The 16,704-nt window shown below is 66.5% G+C and carries 19 protein-coding genes; 9 read left to right on the top strand and 10 right to left on the bottom strand.

Annotated elements, in window-relative coordinates; translation table 11 throughout:
- Positions 1 to 21 precede the first annotated feature (21 nt).
- Together IEW49_RS04950 and IEW49_RS04945 are read right to left on the bottom strand one after the other, a co-directional pair.
- A complete protein-coding gene (locus tag IEW49_RS04950; RefSeq protein ID WP_188641638.1) occupies positions 22 to 717 on the bottom strand; it encodes an ABC transporter ATP-binding protein in 696 nt (231 codons plus the stop codon).
- The gene (locus IEW49_RS04945; RefSeq protein WP_188641637.1) at positions 710 to 1,951 is read right to left on the bottom strand and encodes a lipoprotein-releasing ABC transporter permease subunit; all 1,242 of its coding nucleotides are present in this window, start codon (positions 1,949 to 1,951) and stop codon (positions 710 to 712) included. The genes IEW49_RS04950 and IEW49_RS04945 overlap by 8 nt, the downstream gene beginning before the upstream one ends.
- 151 nt (positions 1,952 to 2,102) lie before the next feature.
- On the opposite strand from IEW49_RS04945, the gene purF reads away from it, so the two are divergent.
- The 3 genes from purF (at position 2,103) to IEW49_RS04930 (ending at position 4,731) form a co-directional block, all read left to right on the top strand.
- Positions 2,103 to 3,566 carry an amidophosphoribosyltransferase gene (gene purF / locus IEW49_RS04940; RefSeq protein ID WP_188641636.1) on the top strand — a complete coding sequence of 488 codons (1,464 nt, stop codon included), beginning with the start codon at positions 2,103 to 2,105 and terminating at the stop codon, positions 3,564 to 3,566.
- Positions 3,563 to 4,279 carry an SDR family NAD(P)-dependent oxidoreductase gene (locus tag IEW49_RS04935; protein WP_188641635.1) on the top strand — a complete coding sequence of 239 codons (717 nt, stop codon included), beginning with the start codon at positions 3,563 to 3,565 and terminating at the stop codon, positions 4,277 to 4,279. Before purF ends, IEW49_RS04935 begins: the two co-directional genes overlap by 4 nt.
- A gap of 89 nt (positions 4,280 to 4,368) precedes the next feature.
- Complete coding sequence (locus IEW49_RS04930) at positions 4,369 to 4,731, top strand: PilZ domain-containing protein (RefSeq protein ID WP_188641634.1); 363 nt, start codon at positions 4,369 to 4,371, stop codon at positions 4,729 to 4,731.
- A gap of 6 nt (positions 4,732 to 4,737) precedes the next feature.
- Here the strand turns inward: IEW49_RS04930 and IEW49_RS04925 are convergent, their stop codons facing one another.
- The 7 genes from IEW49_RS04925 to IEW49_RS04895 all read right to left on the bottom strand — a co-directional run bounded on the left by IEW49_RS04925 (position 4,738) and on the right by IEW49_RS04895 (position 10,720).
- On the bottom strand, positions 4,738 to 5,922 hold the full coding sequence (locus tag IEW49_RS04925; protein WP_188641633.1) for a serine hydrolase domain-containing protein: 1,185 nt from the start codon (positions 5,920 to 5,922) through the stop codon (positions 4,738 to 4,740).
- 2 nt (positions 5,923 to 5,924) lie between these two features.
- Positions 5,925 to 7,175, bottom strand: a complete 1,251-nt coding sequence (locus tag IEW49_RS04920; protein WP_188641632.1) for an SAM-dependent methyltransferase — start codon at positions 7,173 to 7,175, stop codon at positions 5,925 to 5,927.
- A gap of 45 nt (positions 7,176 to 7,220) precedes the next feature.
- A complete protein-coding gene (gene queA, locus IEW49_RS04915; RefSeq protein WP_188641631.1) occupies positions 7,221 to 8,249 on the bottom strand; it encodes a tRNA preQ1(34) S-adenosylmethionine ribosyltransferase-isomerase QueA in 1,029 nt (342 codons plus the stop codon).
- Between the two features lie 9 nt (positions 8,250 to 8,258).
- Positions 8,259 to 8,951, bottom strand: a complete 693-nt coding sequence (locus IEW49_RS04910; RefSeq protein ID WP_188641630.1) for a peptidylprolyl isomerase — start codon at positions 8,949 to 8,951, stop codon at positions 8,259 to 8,261.
- A 94-nt stretch (positions 8,952 to 9,045) separates the two neighbouring features.
- Entirely contained in the window at positions 9,046 to 9,558 is a 513-nt protein-coding gene (coaD, locus tag IEW49_RS04905; RefSeq protein WP_188641629.1) for a pantetheine-phosphate adenylyltransferase, read from the bottom strand.
- The gene (locus tag IEW49_RS04900) at positions 9,558 to 10,469 is read right to left on the bottom strand and encodes a polyprenyl synthetase family protein (protein ID WP_188643095.1); all 912 of its coding nucleotides are present in this window, start codon (positions 10,467 to 10,469) and stop codon (positions 9,558 to 9,560) included. The genes coaD and IEW49_RS04900 overlap by 1 nt, the downstream gene beginning before the upstream one ends.
- A gap of 2 nt (positions 10,470 to 10,471) precedes the next feature.
- Positions 10,472 to 10,720 carry an exodeoxyribonuclease VII small subunit gene (locus tag IEW49_RS04895; RefSeq protein ID WP_188641628.1) on the bottom strand — a complete coding sequence of 83 codons (249 nt, stop codon included), beginning with the start codon at positions 10,718 to 10,720 and terminating at the stop codon, positions 10,472 to 10,474.
- A 68-nt stretch (positions 10,721 to 10,788) separates the two neighbouring features.
- Between IEW49_RS04895 and IEW49_RS04890 the strand changes: the two genes are divergently transcribed.
- From IEW49_RS04890 to IEW49_RS04865, 6 genes are read left to right on the top strand one after another with little or no spacing between them, the layout of a single operon-like run.
- Positions 10,789 to 11,184, top strand: coding sequence for a DUF2177 family protein (locus IEW49_RS04890; RefSeq protein ID WP_188641627.1), 396 nt, complete (start codon positions 10,789 to 10,791; stop codon positions 11,182 to 11,184).
- A 28-nt stretch (positions 11,185 to 11,212) separates the two neighbouring features.
- The gene (locus tag IEW49_RS04885; RefSeq protein WP_188641626.1) at positions 11,213 to 11,884 is read left to right on the top strand and encodes a hypothetical protein; all 672 of its coding nucleotides are present in this window, start codon (positions 11,213 to 11,215) and stop codon (positions 11,882 to 11,884) included.
- A 12-nt stretch (positions 11,885 to 11,896) separates the two neighbouring features.
- Positions 11,897 to 12,352, top strand: coding sequence for a RipA family octameric membrane protein (locus IEW49_RS04880; protein ID WP_188641625.1), 456 nt, complete (start codon positions 11,897 to 11,899; stop codon positions 12,350 to 12,352).
- Between the two features lie 40 nt (positions 12,353 to 12,392).
- Positions 12,393 to 14,657: a phosphoribosylformylglycinamidine synthase subunit PurL gene (gene purL, locus IEW49_RS04875; protein WP_188641624.1), complete on the top strand. Its 2,265-nt coding sequence runs from the start codon at positions 12,393 to 12,395 to the stop codon at positions 14,655 to 14,657.
- 5 nt (positions 14,658 to 14,662) lie between these two features.
- Positions 14,663 to 15,070, top strand: coding sequence for a DUF3052 family protein (locus IEW49_RS04870; protein ID WP_188641623.1), 408 nt, complete (start codon positions 14,663 to 14,665; stop codon positions 15,068 to 15,070).
- The gene (locus IEW49_RS04865) at positions 15,067 to 15,753 is read left to right on the top strand and encodes a nitroreductase family protein (RefSeq protein WP_188641622.1); all 687 of its coding nucleotides are present in this window, start codon (positions 15,067 to 15,069) and stop codon (positions 15,751 to 15,753) included. Before IEW49_RS04870 ends, IEW49_RS04865 begins: the two co-directional genes overlap by 4 nt.
- A gap of 69 nt (positions 15,754 to 15,822) precedes the next feature.
- Here the strand turns inward: IEW49_RS04865 and IEW49_RS04860 are convergent, their stop codons facing one another.
- On the bottom strand, positions 15,823 to 16,692 hold the full coding sequence (locus IEW49_RS04860) for a Coq4 family protein (protein ID WP_188641621.1): 870 nt from the start codon (positions 16,690 to 16,692) through the stop codon (positions 15,823 to 15,825).
- Positions 16,693 to 16,704 lie beyond the last annotated feature (12 nt).

Genomic DNA, 16,704 nt, shown 5'->3' with positions numbered 1-16,704 from the left:
CGCGCAGCCGCCGCTTGGGTTTCAGTCCAACTTGCCTTCGTGAAGGCGGACGACGCGGTCCATCTTCGCCGCCAGCCGCTCGTTATGCGTGGCGACGAGCGCGGCGCTGCCCTCCCCGCGCACCAGCCGCAGGAACTCCTCGAGCACCTTATCCGAAGTGTGTTCGTCGAGATTGCCGGTGGGCTCGTCGGCGAGCACCAGTTCGGGCCGGTTGGCGAGCGCGCGGGCGACCGCGACGCGCTGCTGTTCGCCGCCCGAAAGCTGGCTCGGGCGGTGGTCGAGCCGCGCCCCGAGGCCGAGCGCCTGCAGCAATTCGCGCGCGCGGTCGGCGGCCTCGCCGTCCGATTTGCCGAGCACGAGCTGCGGCATCATCACGTTTTCCATCGCGTTGAAGTCGGGCAGCAGGTGGTGGAACTGGTAGACGAAACCGAGATGGTCGCGGCGCAAGGCCGTCCGGCCCGCCGCATCGACCTTTTCCGCCGCAGTGCCGGCGATCCCGATATGGCCACCGAAGCCGCCTTCGAGCAGTCCGATCGCCTGCAGCATGGTCGACTTGCCCGACCCGGAGGGGCCGAGCAGCGCGACGATCTCGCCCGGCTGGACCTCGAGGTCGACCCCGCGGAGGACTTCGATCGTCACTCCGCCCTGCTCGAAACTGCGGGTGACGCCCTTGAGCTCGACGACGGGCGCGATGTTGGTTTGGGCGGGACTATTCATAACGCAGCACCTGCACCGGATCGGTGCTCGCCGCCTTCCACGCCGGGTAAAGCGTGGCGAGGAAGCTGAAGACGAGCGCCATGAACACGATCCCGATCACCTCGGCCGGGTCGGTGCGGCTGGGAAGCTCGGTGAGGAAGCGGACCTCGGGGTCCCACAGATTGACGCCGAGCAGCCATTCGATCCCGCGCACGACTCCCTGGCGGAACTCGAGGAAGACGAAGCCGAGCACCACGCCCGCGCCGGTGCCCAGCGCGCCGATCACGAAGCCGGTGGTGACGAAGATCTTGATGAGCGATTTGCGCGAGGCGCCCATGGTCCGCATGATCGCGATGTCGCGGGTCTTGGCGCGCACCAGCATGATCAGGCTGGAGAGGATGTTGAACACCGCGACGAGCACGATGATCGAGAGCACGACGAACATCGCCACCCGCTCGACCGCGAGCGCGCCGAACAACGCCGAATTGATCTGTTTCCAGGTCTGGATCGACGCGCGCCCGCGCAGCCGCTCGGCGAGCGGATCGAGGGTGGTCTGGACGGTTTCGGCGTCCTCGGTCTTGATCTCGATATTGTTGACCGCATCGCCCATCAGCAAGAGCGTCTGCGCTTCCTCGATCGGCATGACGACGAACAATTCGTCGTACTGGTGCACCCCGATCTCGATGATCGCGACGACCTCGTAGCCGATCTGGCGCGGGACCGTGCCGAACGGCGTCGAGCGGCCCTGCGGGTTGATGATCGTGATCGTCGAACCGAGTCGCGCGCCGAGGTTTTCCGCCAGCCGCGCGCCGATCGCGACCCGGCGTTCGCCCGGCTGGAGGTCGGACAGGTCGCCGAGGATCACGTTTTCCTCGAGTCGCTTCAAATCCCCCGGCTCGTTGCCGCGCACGAGGATGCCGCGCGCGATGCCCTGGTTGCTGGCGAGCAGCGGCTGTTCGATCAGCGGCGAAGCGCGGGTGACGCCGGGCGTCTCGCGCGCCTCTTCGAGCACGTCGCGCCAGTCCTCGATCTTGCCCGAATAGCCCTGCACGATCGCATGGCCATTCAATCCAACGATCTTGTCGAGGAGTTCGGCGCGGAACCCGTTCATCACGCTCATCACGATGATCAGCGCGGCGACGCCGAGCATCACCGCGACGAGGCTGATCGCCCCGACAAGGGTGATGAACGCCTCGCTGCGCCCGGGGACCATATAGCGCTTGGCCACGGTCCATTCGAAAGGGGATAGGATCACTTGCGTCGTCTCATGCGGCGTTGGAGCCCTGCCCTAGAGCGCACGCCATGAACGCGCAACAACCCGTCTCACTGCACTTGTAATAGTCCTGCAACATCGCCATTGGCTGCGGCGCGCGCTCAAACACCACAGGACAGGGCTACCGACGGGCATGGACCTACCCCACCCCTTCGAAAGCGACGACGACACGCTGCACGAAGAATGCGGCGTCTTCGGCGCGATCGCATTGGACGATGCCGCCGCGGCTACGGCGCTCGGCCTCCACGCCCTCCAGCATCGCGGCCAGGAAGCCGCGGGTATCGTGAGTTTCGACGGACAGGAATTCTATGCCCGGCGCGGTTCCGGCCATGTGGCCGAAAACTTCTCCGCGCCCGAGGCGATCGCATCGCTGCCGGGCACGATGGCCGCGGGCCATGTGCGTTATTCGACGACCGGCGGCGCTGGGCTGCGCAACGTGCAGCCACTTTATGCCGAACTCGCCGCGGGCGGGTTCGCGATCGCGCATAACGGCAATATTTCCAACTCGCTTCATCTGAGGCGCGAGCTGGTGAAGAGCGGGGCGATCTTCCAGTCGACCTCCGATACCGAGGTGATCATCCACCTCGTCGCCACCAGCCGCTATCCCTCGACCCTCGAACGGCTGGTCGATGCGTTGCGCCTCGTCGAAGGCGCCTATGCCCTGATCGTGATGACGCCGAAGGGCATGATCGCCTGCCGCGATCCGCTGGGCGTGCGTCCGCTGGTGATGGGCCGGATGGGAGACGGCTATGTCTTCGCCTCCGAAAGCGTGGCGCTGGACGTCATCGGCGCCGAGTTCGAGCGCGAGGTCGATCCGGGCGAGATGATCGAAATCACGCTGGATGGCGAGCTGAAGAGCCACCGTCCCTTCGGCCAGCACAGCCCCCGACCCTGCATCTTCGAACATGTCTATTTCAGCCGCCCGGACAGCATCTTCACCGGCCGTTCGGTATATGAGGCGCGCAAGGAAATCGGGGTCGAACTGGCGCGCGAAAAGCCGGTCGAGGCCGATCTGGTGATTCCCGTGCCCGACAGCGGCGTGCCCGCCGCGATCGGTTATGCCCAGGAAAGCGGCATCCCGTTCGAGCTCGGCATTATCCGCTCGCACTATGTCGGGCGCACCTTCATCCAGCCGGGCGACGCCAATCGCCATTCCTCGGTCAAGCGCAAGCACAACGCCAATCGCCGCCTCGTCGAGGGCAAGCGGATCGTGCTGATCGACGACAGCATCGTGCGCGGCACCACCAGCCTCAAGATCGTGCAGATGATGCGCGATGCGGGCGCGAAGGAAGTCCATTTCCGCGTCGCCAGCCCGCCCACCGCGCATAGCTGCTATTACGGCGTCGACACGCCCGAACGCTCCAAACTTCTCGCCGCGCAGATGGACGTCGAGCCGATGCGCGAATTCATCCACGCGGACAGCCTCGCCTTCATTTCGATCGACGGTCTCTACCGCGCGGTCGGGGCCGAGAAACGCAACAATGGTTGTCCCCAATTCTGCGACGCCTGCTTCACCGGCGATTACCCCACCTCGCTGACCGACGCCTCCGAGCGTGACGATCCGCAGCTGTCGCTCCCCGTAGGACAAGTCGCTTGAGCAAGAAATTCGACGGCCAGCTGGCCCTGGTCACCGGCGCGAGCCGCGGGATCGGCGCGGCCACCGCACTCGCCCTCGCCAAGGAAGGCGCGCATGTCGTGCTCACCGCGCGCGATGCCAAGGCCCTGGAAGAGGTCGAGGAACAGATCCACGAGGCCGGCGGCGCCGCCACCATCGCCCCGCTCGACCTTGCCGAGGCCAATTCGATCGGGCTGCTCGCGCATTCGATCGGCGAGCGCTGGGGCAAGCTCGACATGCTGGTGATCAACGCCGCCTACCTGCCGATGCTGAGCCCGGTGAACGACATCGACCAGAAGGATTTCGGCAAGGCGATCACGCTCAACATCCTCGCCACGCAGGCGCTGATCGCGCATTTCGACGGGCTGCTGAAGAAGGCCGACGATGGCCGCGTGGTCGGGCTCACGAGCTCGGTCGGGGCCGCTCCGCGCGCCTATTGGAGTGCCTACGGCTCGACCAAGGCGGCGATGGACAACCTCCTCGAAAGCTACGCCCAGGAAACCGCCAAGCTGTCGCGCCCGGTGCGCGTCGCGATCGTCGATCCGGGCCGCACGCGCACGCGGATGCGCGCCAAGGCCTATCCGGGCGAGGACCCGAAGACGCTCAAGGCACCCGAGGTGGTCGCCGACGAGCTGGTTGCCTTGCTTTCCTCCGGGTTCCAAACGGGCACGCGGATCGCCGTTAACCCTGACTGACAACCTCACGGTAACGTCGAACGCTCCACACTCGGTTCGAACGTCGCGATAGGGTCGCGGCCAAGTACAATCTCCGATGGAGTCGGATCATGGTCGACAGCTTCGCTGAAGGCGCAACCAAACGCTACGAGACGACGGCGCAGGAAGATCGCTGCGCTCCCCGCGCGCGGGTGCAGATACCCGCGCGGCTGCGGATGTCGGGCGCGAACCGTTTCGAAACCGTGGTCCACGACCTGTCGCTCGCCGGGTTCTCGGCCGCGGCGGTCAGCCGGGTGCATCCCGGCACGGTCTGCTGGCTGACGCTGCCGGGGCTCGAATCGCTCCAGTGCGAAGTGGTGTGGTGGCGCGATTGCCTCGTCGGCTGTGCGTTCGACCAGCTGCTAAATCCCGCCGTGCTCGAAAGCGTCCTCGGCGGCTACAGCGCGCCGCGCGAGTTCCGCAGCCTCGCCTGACCGCGACTAGCGCGCCCCTGCGGCGACCAGCTGGGCGGCCAGGGCAAGCCGGGCCTGGCCGAATTCGCGTCCGGTCGCCTTGGGCCAGTTCGACACGATCGCGATCACCATGTCCTGTTCGGGCAGGATCGTGATCGACTGGCCGAAAATCCCCTGCGCGCCGTAACCGACCGGATAGGTCCACCACTGGTAGCCGTAGCCGAACCCGCCGCCGAACTCGCTCGTCGGGGTCACCGATTCGTCGAACCAGCCCGGAGGCACCACGCCCTCCCCGCCTTCGAGCACGAACTGGCCGAAGCGGGCATAGTCCGACAGGCGGAGCGACAGGCAGCACCCGCCGATGCTGCCGCCGGTGAGGTCCTGCATCCAGAACAGCTTCCCGGCGAAGCCTGCCGGTTCGACCAGCTTCAGATTGGCATATTCGGCCAACGACATGTCGACCGCCTCTTCGACGATCAGGCCGAGGAGGTTGGTCTCGAGCGTCTTGTAGACCCATTTTTCGCCCGCCGGTGCCTCGCGGCTGAGCGTCCTGGCGTAGGTCACCGCCTGCGATTCGCCCGCGACCGGCGCGATCGCGAGCATCTGGGCGACGTCGCTGTCGGGGTCGGAATAGTTCTCGTCCCACGCCACCCCGCTGGTCATGGTCGCGACCTGGCCGACGGTGACGCCGTCATAGGCGGTGTCGGCGAGCCCCGGCACGTAGCGCGTGACCGGATCGTCCACGCTGGCGATCGCACCGTCGGCGATCGCGGCGCCGAGCAGGGTCGAGGTGAAGCTCTTGGCGACCGAGAAGCTCGTCCAGCGGTCGGTGGGCGTCATGCCGAGCGCGTAATTCTCGTAGCGCACCTTGCCGTCCTGCAGCACCATGATCCCGGCGGTACCGTTGGTGCCGAGATAGGCATCAAGCGCCCCTCGCGTCGCCGCATCGAAGGGCTCCCCGCGCGCGAGCATGCGCGGATTGGCCGCGGCGGCCACTTCCTGTCCTGCGAAATAGGCCTCCATGGCGCGGAATCGTTTCGCGCGCGTCGCGTCGTCCCAGAACAGCGGCCCGCCATCGTCCTGAGACACCGACGTGGCCGGCGTGACCTGGATCACCGCCGGGCGGGCATCGTTCGTGCCGCTGTCGAGATCGGCAAGCGGCGCACAGGAGGCGAGCGCAAGCGCGCCCAGCGAAAGGATCAATTCGCGCATCGTCATTCCTTGATCAGCGTGACCTGGTGGACGTCGATCCCGCCGCCGCGGAACCCGCCTTCGCAATATTGCAGGTAGAACCGCCAGAGGCGGATGAAATCCTCGTCGAACCCGGCGGGGAGCCGTTCTTCCTCGACCGCGCGGTCGAAATTCTCGCGCCACAGCTTCAGCGTCTCGGCATAGTCCTGCCCGAAATCATGCTGGTCGCGCCATTGGAGACCGCGCTCCTCGGCGAGGCGGCGGAACTCGCTGGTGCGGATCAGCAGACCGCCGGGGAAAATGTAGGCTTGGATGAAATCGGCGCTCTTCGCATAATCGTCGAACAGCTCGTCGCGGATCGAGATGTACTGGATCGCCGCGTGGCCGCCGGATTTCAGGTTGCGCGCGATGCAATCCATGAAGGTCGGCCAGTATTCGCGGCCCAAAGCCTCGACCATTTCGCACGACATGATCGCATCGTACTGCCCGTCGACGTCGCGATAGTCGCGGTGCTGAAGATCGATCGCGCCGCGTTCCGGCTCCCAATGTGCGCGGCCCCAGGCCAATTGCTCGTCGGACAGGCTGATCCCGGTGACATGCGCGCCGTGGCGCTCGGCGACGCGATCGGCCAGCGCGCCCCAACCGCAGCCGATCTCGAGCACCTGCGCCTCGGCGTTCAGGGCCAGTCGATCGGCGAGCGCATCGAGCTTGGTCCGCTGCATTTCCGCAAGGCCGCCCTCACCCAGCCCGCTCGAATAGACCATCGAGGGGTCGAGCCACTGCGCGTAGAAATCGTTGCCGAGGTCGTAATGCGCCTTGATGTTGCGTTTCGCACCCGCGTGCGAATTGCGGTTGAACAGGTGCGCGAGCCTGAGCAGGTGGCGGAACGGCCCCTTGGCGCGCGCGGTGTCGCCCATGCGCTCGGCATGCTGCATGAACAGCGCGCAGAGCGGGACCGGGTCGGGGCTCCACCATTCGCCCGCTTCGAAGCCCTGATAGAGGCCGACCGAGCCATTGGTGGCGATCCGCACCAGCGCATTCCAGCTCTTCAGTTCGAACGTACATTCGAAACCGGGCGCGCGTCCGCCGAGCATGCGCTTGGTGCCGTCGGGCAAGGTTCCGTGGATCGCTCCGCTGGCGAGCGCGGCATCGATCCGTTCGAGCATCTTTTCGAAAGTGGGGGCGAACAGGCGCGCGATCAGGCCGGGCCTGCGCTCGAAGGCGCGCGAGCGATCGACCAGCGCCGCTCCCCTGTGGCTCGTCTGAATATCCATCCCGTACCGCGCTATGCCGCGCGAGGCGGGCGCAGACAAGCCGGACTAGGGGATCAGCAGCGAGGAATCGCCATAGCTGTAGAAACGGTAACCCCCTGCGATTGCGTGCGCATAGGCATTGAGCATCCGCTCGCGCCCCATCAGCGCGCTGACCAGCATGACGAGCGTTGATTTGGGCAGGTGGAAGTTGGTCATCAGCCCGTCGACCGCGCGAAAGCGATAGCCCGGCGTGATGAAGATATCGGTGTCGGCGGCGAAGGGCCGGATCGTGCCGTCCTCGTCCGCCGCGCTTTCGAGCGTGCGCAGGCTGGTGGTGCCGACCGCGATGATCCGTCCGCCTGCCGCGCGCGCGGCGTTGAGGCGCTCGGCGACGTCGGCCTCGATGCGCCCCCACTCAGAATGCATCACGTGATCGTCTGTGTCCTCGGCCTTCACCGGCAGGAAGGTGCCCGCGCCGACATGCAGGGTCAGCATTTCGCGCTGCACGCCCTTCGCATCGAGCGCGGCGACGAGTTCATCGGTGAAGTGCAGCGCCGCGGTGGGCGCGGCGACCGCGCCGTCCTCGGCCGCGAACATTGTCTGGTAGTCCTCGCGGTCGGCCTCGTCGGTTTCGCGCTTGCCCGCGATATAGGGCGGCAGCGGCATGGTGCCCGCGCGCTCGAGCAGGATCTCGACCGGCTCGTCGCCCTCGAAAGCCAGCGTCAGGCTGCCATCCGCATGCCGCGCCTCGGCGATCGCGGTCACGCCACCGCCAAACACCAGTTGGTCGCCCTCGCGCACGCGCTTGGCGTTGCGGATGAAGGCCTGCCAGCGGCGCAGGTCGAGCCGCTTGTGCAGCGTCGCGCCGATTTTCGCTTCCCCCCGCCGGCCTTCCAGCTGGGCGGGAATGACGCGCGTGTCGTTGAACACCAGCACGTCGCCCTCGCGCAGCAGGTCGGGCAGGTCACGAACCGAGCGGTCGGCGAAGGGGCTGTCGCCTTCGACCACCAGCATCCGCGCCGAATCGCGCGGCCGCGCGGGGCGCAGCGCGATCAGCTCTGGCGGCAGGTCGAAATCGAAATCGGCGACGCGCATGACGCGCGCTTAACTACCCAGCAGGTCCTCGTCGCTCACTTCCGCCTCGATCTGCGGAGCGGCGCGCGGCGCGGGCGGCGGGAGGTTCTGCGAGGCGAGGCTCGCCTGGACGATCGTGGTGGGCTGGGCCGGCGGTTCGCCGCGGTTGATCCCGTCGACATACTGCATGCCGCCGATCACGCGGCCGAAATTGGTGTATTTCCGGTCGAGCGAGAAGCGCGGTTCGAACACGATGAAGAACTGGCTGTTGGCGCTGTCCTCTTCGTTGGCGCGCGCCATCGAGACGGTGCCGCGCAGATGCGGCATGGCATTGAACTCGGCCATCAGGTCGGGCAGCTGCGAGCCGCCCTGCCCGGTCCCGGTCGGATCGCCGCCCTGCGCCATGAAGCCGTCGATCACGCGGTGGAACGGCGTGCCGTTGTAGAAGCCGCGCAGCGTCAGCGCCTTGATCCGCTCGACATGGCCGGGCGCCCAGTCGGGCTTCAACCGGATCGCGACGCGGCCGCCGTTCGACAGGTCGAGCAACCAGATGTTCTCGCGGTCGACGGTCATGTCGGGATTGATCACCGGGTCGAGCGGGCGGTTGATCGCCAGGCGCGCATCGGCGGCGGCCGCGACTTCGGTCTCGGCGGTCTCCTGCGCTTGGGCGGGGATCGTGGTCATCGTAAGCGCGGCAACCGCGCAGATCATCTTGCGGAACATCAATTTGGTCTCTGTCCGGGGAATTTCGTGATGCAGCGTCTTAACCGTGCTTCGCTTGCAGGGCAATGAACGGTGTGGATGACGCTGTGCCGACTCAGTAATCGCCCAGCTGGCCCTTCTCGGCGACCTTGGCGAGCACGTCCTCGCGCACCGCCTCGCTGACGAAGGGGGCGATGTCGCCGCCGAACAGCGCGATTTCCTTGACCAGTTTCGACGCGATCGGCTGGAGCGAGACGTCGGCCATCAGGAACACCGTCTCGATCTCGTCGTCGATCTGCTGGTTCATGCCCGCCATCTGGTATTCGTATTCGAAATCGGCGACCGCGCGCAGGCCGCGGATAATGACGCTGGCGTTCATCTTGTTGGCGAACTTCATCAGCAGCGCGTTGAACCCGACGACCTCGATATTGGCGAGCCCCATCGCCGCCACTTCCCGCTCGACCATCGTGATCCGCTGTTCGGGCGAGAACATCGGGTTCTTCGACGGGTTGGTCGTCACGCCGAGGATCAGCCGGTCGACCAGCTTGCTCCCGCGCCGGATGATATCGGCATGGCCGAGCGTGATGGGATCGAAGGTTCCGGGATAGATGCCGATGCGTTCAGTCATTATCGATCCCTTTCCACGATGTACCGAGCAATCGCCCGCAGCAGGTCGGCTTCCTCGCCATAGGCGTTGAGGTGCGAGATTGCCTGGTCGACGAGCATCTGCGCCTGGTCGCGGGCGCGGTCGGGGCCGAGCAGCGAGAGGAAGGTCGCCTTCCCCGCTTCCTCGTCTTTTCTCAGCGCTTTGCCGGCCTTTTCTTCGTCGCCTTCGAGGTCGAGCAGATCGTCGGCGATCTGGAAGGCGAGACCGATATCGCGGGCATAGCCATGAAGGTGCGCGCGGCCTTCGGGCGGCACGCGGCCGAGGATCGCGCCGAGTTCGACCGAGGCGCCGAGCAGCGCGCCGGTCTTCAATTGCTGGAGCCGGGTGATGGCGTGGAGATCGAACGCCTCGCCCTCCTGCTCGGCCACCATGTCCATCATCTGGCCGCCCGCCATGCCCTCGTGACCGCTCGCACCTGCCAAGGCTGCGACCAGTTCGGCGCGGGTGAAGGGATCGCCGGTCATGTTGGGGCTGGCGAGGATCTCGAATGCCAGCGCGTGGAGCGAATCGCCCGCCAGCACCGCGGTCGCCTCGTCGAACGCCTTGTGCAGCGTCGGCTTGCCGTGACGCAGCGCATCGTCGTCCATGCAGGGAAGGTCGTCGTGGATCAGCGAATAGACGTGGATCGCCTCGACCGCGATTCCCGCGCGCAAGGCGGTCGCGCGCGGGACCTTGAACAACGAGGCGGTCGCGGTGACCAGCAGCGGGCGCAACCTCTTGCCGCCGCCGATCGCGGCATAGCGCATCGCTTCGACCAGCCGCGCGCGCTGGTCCTGCGGCACGGGCAGGAAGCTGTCGAAACCGGCATCGACGTCGCGCTGGATGTCTTCGAGCGCGCCGGTCAGCAGGGTGTCGTTGGCGACGATTTCCATCTTCATTCGGGATCGAGCGGGACGGTGCCCGTCGCGCGGCCCTCGGAATCGGTAACGATCTTCTCGATCCGCACCTGCGCCGCGTCGAGCCGCTTCTGGCAATGTGCGCGCAGCGCCTCGCCGCGTTCGTAGAGGTCGATCGACTGATCGAGCGGCACTTCGCCGCCTTCCAGCTTGCGCATCACGTCCTCGAGCGCGCGCAGCGCATCCTCGAAGCTCATTTCGGCGATATCGGGTTTCTCGTCTGCCATCGCGGGCGAGCATTGACGGCCCGCAAGTGGCGGGTCAAGCATGGGCGCAACAACAGGAGCATGCGCGGATGAAGTGGATCGTCGCCTATCTCGGCACCGGGCTCGCCTTCGGACTGCTCGACGCGCTGTGGCTGCGCTGGGCGGGACCCAATTTCTACCGCCCGCGGCTGGGCGACATCCTCGCCGAGTCGTTCCGCATGGGCCCCGCGCTGGTCTTCTACCTGCTCTATATCGCGGGCGTGGTATGGTTCGCGGTGCGTCCCGCCTTGGCCGGGGATATCGCCGCCGCCGCGCTCAACGGGGCCTTGCTCGGCGGGCTCTGTTACGCGACGTACGACCTCACCAGCCAGGCGGTGTTGAAACAATGGTCGACCACGGTCACAGTGGCCGACATCGCCTGGGGGGCCTTCGCAACGGCAATGGCCGCCGCGGCGGGGGCATGGGCGATCAGGGCATTCGCCTGACCGCAGGAACCGGGGGAACCGTAAAAGTATGTTTATCGGACATTGGGCACCGGCACTGGCAGCGGCCGCCTCGACCAAGCGGGCGCCCAAACTCGGCACGCTGTTCGTCGCCGCGCAACTGGTCGACTGGGCGTTCTTCACCCTCGCGCTGTTCGGGGTGGAAAAGATGCGGATCGACGAAGGCGCGAGCGCGCTGGTCCCGTTCGACCTCTACTACATGCCCTACACGCACAGCCTGCTGGGTACGGTGGGCTTCGCGCTCGCCTTCGGGCTGTTCGTACTGTGGCTGACCAAGAACCAGACCGGCGCGGTGATCGCGATGCTGGTCGTGGTTTCGCACTGGTTCGTCGACTGGCTGGTCCACGTCCCCGACCTGACGCTCGCGGGCGGCGAAACGAAGCTCGGTCTGGGCCTTTGGAACGAGCCCGTGATCGCGATCGTGCTCGAGCTCGCGATCACCGCGCTCGCCTTCTCGTGGTACATCCGCAGCACCAAGGGGCCGATCGTGCCGCCGATCGTGCTCGGCGTGGTGCTGGTGCTGCTGCAGGCGATCAACTGGTTCGCGCCGCCCCCGGAAGCGGCGGGCCCCTCGCTCTATATCGGCGCGATGATCGCCTTCGCGATCGTGACGCTGGCGGCGTGGTGGGTCGGCTCGACCCGCTGGCACCGCAGCCAGGTCGGCCTCGCGGTTTCGAGCTGAGGGGGGGACGCGATGGCGAGCGAGAAGAAACCCGTCGATTACACCCCGCCGTCCGACTTCACGCCCGCCGAGTGCGAACGTTCGTGGAGCCACGCGCTGCACGAGGAGAACGTTTTCAACGAGCGGCTCAATTTCTTCCTTCTCGCGCAGGCCATGCTGCTGGTGTTCTACGCCACCGCGATCGCCGACGTTTCGCGCTGGACGCTGGTCGCGATCAGCGCCTGCGGCGTGGTGCTCACGGTGTTCTGGCTGCTGATCAATATCCGGCAGGCGGGCGACCTCGAGGATGCGAAGCGGCGGATGAAGAAATGCCTGCCCGATTATGCCGAATACTGCCGGAGATCCTCCGAGGAGCGCGGGTTTTACCGCAACCTGCTTCCGGTGCTCAGCCATGGGGTGCCGCTGGTGGTCGGATTGATCTGGGTGGCGCTGCTGGTCGAGGAATTGTTCCCCATCCTCGCGCGCTAGGGCGGTGACAGATCGCGCGCGCGGTATTAAGGCGCGGCGCATGCCAAACACCGCCGACACCATCACCCCGAAGATCACCGACGAAATCGTCGCCCAGCACGGGCTCAGCCCCGAAGAATACGAGCGCGTGCTCCACGCGCTCGGGCGCGAGCCCAACCTCGTGGAACTGGGCATCTTCTCGGTCATGTGGTCCGAGCACTGCTCTTACAAGAGCAGCCGCCTGCACCTGAAGAAACTGCCGACCGAGGCGGAATGGGTGATCTGCGGCCCGGGCGAGAACGCCGGCGTGATCGATATCGGCGACGGCCAGGCGGCGATCTTCAAGATGGAGAGCCACAACCACCCGTCCTACATCGAACCCTACCAGGGCGCGGCGACCGGCGTCGGCGGGATCCTGCGCGATGTCTTCACCATGGGCGCGCGCCCGGTGGCCAACGCCAACGCGCTGCGCTTCGGGCGGCCCGACCACCCCAAGATGAAGCACCTCGTCCAGGGCGTGGTCGCGGGAATCGGCGGGTACGGCAATTGCGTCGGCGTGCCGACCGTCGCGGGCGAGACCAATTTCCACCCCGCCTACGACGGCAACATCCTCGTCAACGCGATGACGGTGGGCGTCGCCGATGCCGACAAGATCTTCTATTCGGCCGCCACCGGGGTCGGCAATCCGATCGTCTATGTCGGATCGAAGACCGGGCGCGACGGGATCCACGGCGCGACCATGGCCTCGACCGATTTCGAGGAAGACGCCGAGGCCAAGCGCCCCACCGTGCAGGTCGGCGACCCGTTCACCGAAAAGTTGCTGATCGAGGCCTGCCTCGAACTGATGGCGACCGACGCGATTGTCGCGATCCAGGACATGGGCGCGGCGGGCCTGACCTCCTCCTCCGTCGAGATGGCGACCAACGGCAAGGCCGGCATCCGGCTCGACATGGACCAGGTTCCCTGCCGCGAAGAGGGTATGACCCCCTACGAGATGATGCTGAGCGAGAGCCAGGAGCGCATGCTCATGGTCCTGAAGCCCGGCAAGGAAGAGATGGCGGCCAAGATCTTCGAGAAGTGGGAACTCGATTTCGCGGTGATCGGCGAGGTCACCGATACCCAGCACATGGTTCTCGAATTCGGCGGCGAAGTCGTCTGCGACATCCCGCTCGGTCCGCTCGCCGCCGATGCGCCCGAATACGACCGCCCCTATCTGAGCCGCGCCGAATACACCGAATGGGCGGGGATCAAGCCGATGGCGAACCGTCCCGACAGCGACGACGTGCGCGGCGACCTGCTCAAGCTGCTCGCCTCGCCCAACCTCGCCAGCAAGCGCTGGATTTCGGAACAGTATGACAGCCAGGTCGGTGCCGACACGCTCCAGACCGGCGGCGATGCCGGCGTGGTGCGCGTCCACGGCACGAAGAAGGCGCTCGCGATCAGCACCGATTGCACCCCCCGCTACGTCCATGCCGATCCCTACGAGGGCGGCAAGCAGGCGATCGCCGAGGCCTATCGCAACCTCTGCGCGGTCGGCGCGCGCCCGCTGGCGGTGACCAATTGCCTCAATTTCGCCAATCCCCAGCGGCCCGAGATCATGGCGCAGTTCGTCCACGCGCTCGAAGGCATGGGCGATGCCTGCCGCGCGCTCGATTTCCCGATCGTGAGCGGCAACGTCTCGCTCTACAACGAGAGCAAGGCGACCGGCGGCGGTTCGGCGATCCTGCCCACCCCGGCGATCGGCGGGGTCGGCATCATCGCGGATTACGACGCGATGGCGACCATGCCGTTCAAATCCGAAGGCGACGCGATCTACCTCGTCGCCCCCGAATTCTGGTCGCGCCCCGATCCGACCCGCTCGCATCTGGGCAAGTCGCTGTGGCTGTCGGTGGTGCATGGCCGCGACGAAGGTCGCGCGCCGCCGGTCGACCTCGCCGCCGAACGCGGCGCGGGCCAGATCGTGCGCCGCCTGATCGAGGAAGGCGTGGTCAACGCGGTCCACGACATTTCCGACGGCGGCCTCGCGGTCGCGCTCGCCGAGATGGCGCTGGGCGGCAATCGCGGTGCCGACGTCCGCGCGAGCGACGATTATACGCCCGCGCAGTGGTGGTTCGGCGAGGACCAGGCGCGCTACGTGATCACCGTTCCGGCGGACAAGGTCGATGCGTTCAACCGGCTCGTCGCCGAGGGTCCCGAGACCGACGAGGCCGAGTGGGTCGGCTTCCACCGCATCGGCACTGTCGGTGGCGACAGCCTGCTCGGCGCCTCGCTCGAAGATCTGCGCGAAGCCCATCGCAGCTTCTTCCGCGACTGGATGGAGGCCTGAGCGAGATGCCGGCGGGATATTCGGAAACACCGCTGGCGAAGAAGCTCAACCTGCGCGACGGGCAGACCTGCTGGTTCGACCGGATGCCCGAGAACGTTCAGGACGAGATCGGCGAATACGCACTCTCGCTCCATTTCGTCGGCGAACCCTGCGAGGGGCTCGATGCCGCGCATATCTTCGTAACCACGGCCGAGACGCTCGCAAACCGGCTCGAAACGCTGCGCGACGTGCTCGCGCCCGATGGGCAGGTCTGGGTCAGCTGGCCCAAGCAGGCCTCGGGCGTCGAGACCGAAATCGGCGAGCACGAGGTCCGCGCCGCCGGGCTCGCGCTCGGCTTCGTCGACACCAAGAAATGCGCGGTCGACGAGACCTGGTCGGGGCTCAAGCTCGTGATCCGCAAGGAGTTGAGATGAGCGAAAAGCATCATCCCTACCCTGCCCTGCCCGAGTTTTCGGACGAGGAAAGGGTGGCGCGGGCGAAGGCGGCGCTCGATCGATTGAAGACCCGCCGATCGTGCCGCGCTTTCACCACTGCGCCGGTCCCCCGTGAGGTGATCGAATACGCGATCCGCGCGGCAGGGACCGCGCCCAACGGCGCCAACCACCAGCCGTGGCATTTCGTCGCGATTTCCTCGCCCGAGACCAAGCGCGCGATCCGCGAAGCGGCCGAGGCCGAGGAACGCCGCTTCTACGGCGCCGACGGAGACAAGCCCAAGGCTAGCGAGGAATGGCTCGGCGCGCTCGACCCGATCGGGACCGACGAGCACAAACCGTTCCTCGAAACCGCGCCGTGGCTCGTCGTCTGCTTCGCACAACGCAAGGGCGGGATCGAGGAAGACGGCAAGACGCAGAACTACTACGTCAACGAAAGCGTCGGGATTGCCTGCGGGATGCTGATTTCGACGCTGCACGAGGCCGGGCTGGCGACGCTGACCCACACCCCCTCTCCGATGGGCTTCTTGCGCGAGATCTGCCGCCGCCCCGAATGGGAAAAGCCGCTGATGATCGTGGTCGTCGGGCATCCGTCCGACGATGCGACGGTGCCCGGACACGCGCTGAAGAAGAAGCCGCTCGAGCAGATCGCGAGCTGGATCTAGGGGAATTTTCCGGCTGACGCTGGTGCGGCCTGGCATCCGCCAGACCTAGGCACCAGCCCGACTGACAAGTTAAGCTGCGACGGCCTGCTGGTCGGTAATCAGGCTGTACGGATCGATCCCGTTCTCGCGCCAGATGCGATGGCATTCCTCGTAGAGCGTCGGCCCGGTCGGGATCTTGAGCATTGCCTTGGCCTCGTCGAGCGGCATGGCAAGTAACTCTCGGATCGAGATATCGGTGACGCGCGGCGCCCCCTTGCCGAGCTTCTGCGCCTGGCGGACCGCCTTGATCACCGGCGCCTTGCGCCCGCGGGTCTCGGGCGCGGTACGCGCAATGTGCAGCGCGCCGAGATAGGCGATGAAGAGATTCCCGAGGCCGCCATTCTGGCCGTGGGTGAAGGCGAGGACGCATTGTTCGCCGAGCGGGTCGCGACCGAAGCCGGTGAGGACGTGCAGCAGGTCGTGCGTATCGCGGCGACGCGAGGCGTACCATTCGATCAGGTCGCCATATTTCGGGCGGTCACCGAAGAAGCGGTTGTGCTCCTCGACGAGGCCCGCGGCGCTCAGCCCTTCGGCTTCCATGAAATCGCAATAGGCGTGCGCGACCGTGCCCTTCGGCAATTTGCGCAACGTATCGTGATCGTCGAGCACGTCGGGCAGGTACGGCTCGGTCGCGCGGAGGCGTTCGCCCTGCTCGCTCAGCGCGAGGCTGCGTGCCATCGGCACGAAGTCGCGGCTCGGCAGCGATTCGAAGATATGGAAGACCTGGCTGGTGTCTTCCTTATCCTTCAGCAGCTGGCGGAAATGGCCGAACGCTTTGAGCGGGCGCATGCGCGGTTTCTGCCGCGCGGGATGGCGAAACAGCGTGCCGTCGGGCGCGGCTTCGGCGGTACCGGTCGAGCCCGGGGCGACGAGGGGAGGAAGGGTGGTCTGGTCGGTCATGGTCGTCACGCT

The organism is Pseudoblastomonas marina, from assembly GCF_014641655.1.
Taxonomy (GTDB): Bacteria; Pseudomonadota; Alphaproteobacteria; order Sphingomonadales; family Sphingomonadaceae; genus Alteriqipengyuania_A; species Alteriqipengyuania_A marina.
The sequence above is the reverse complement of the archived record's forward strand: the minus strand, read 5'-3'. Positions and strand labels throughout refer to the sequence as shown.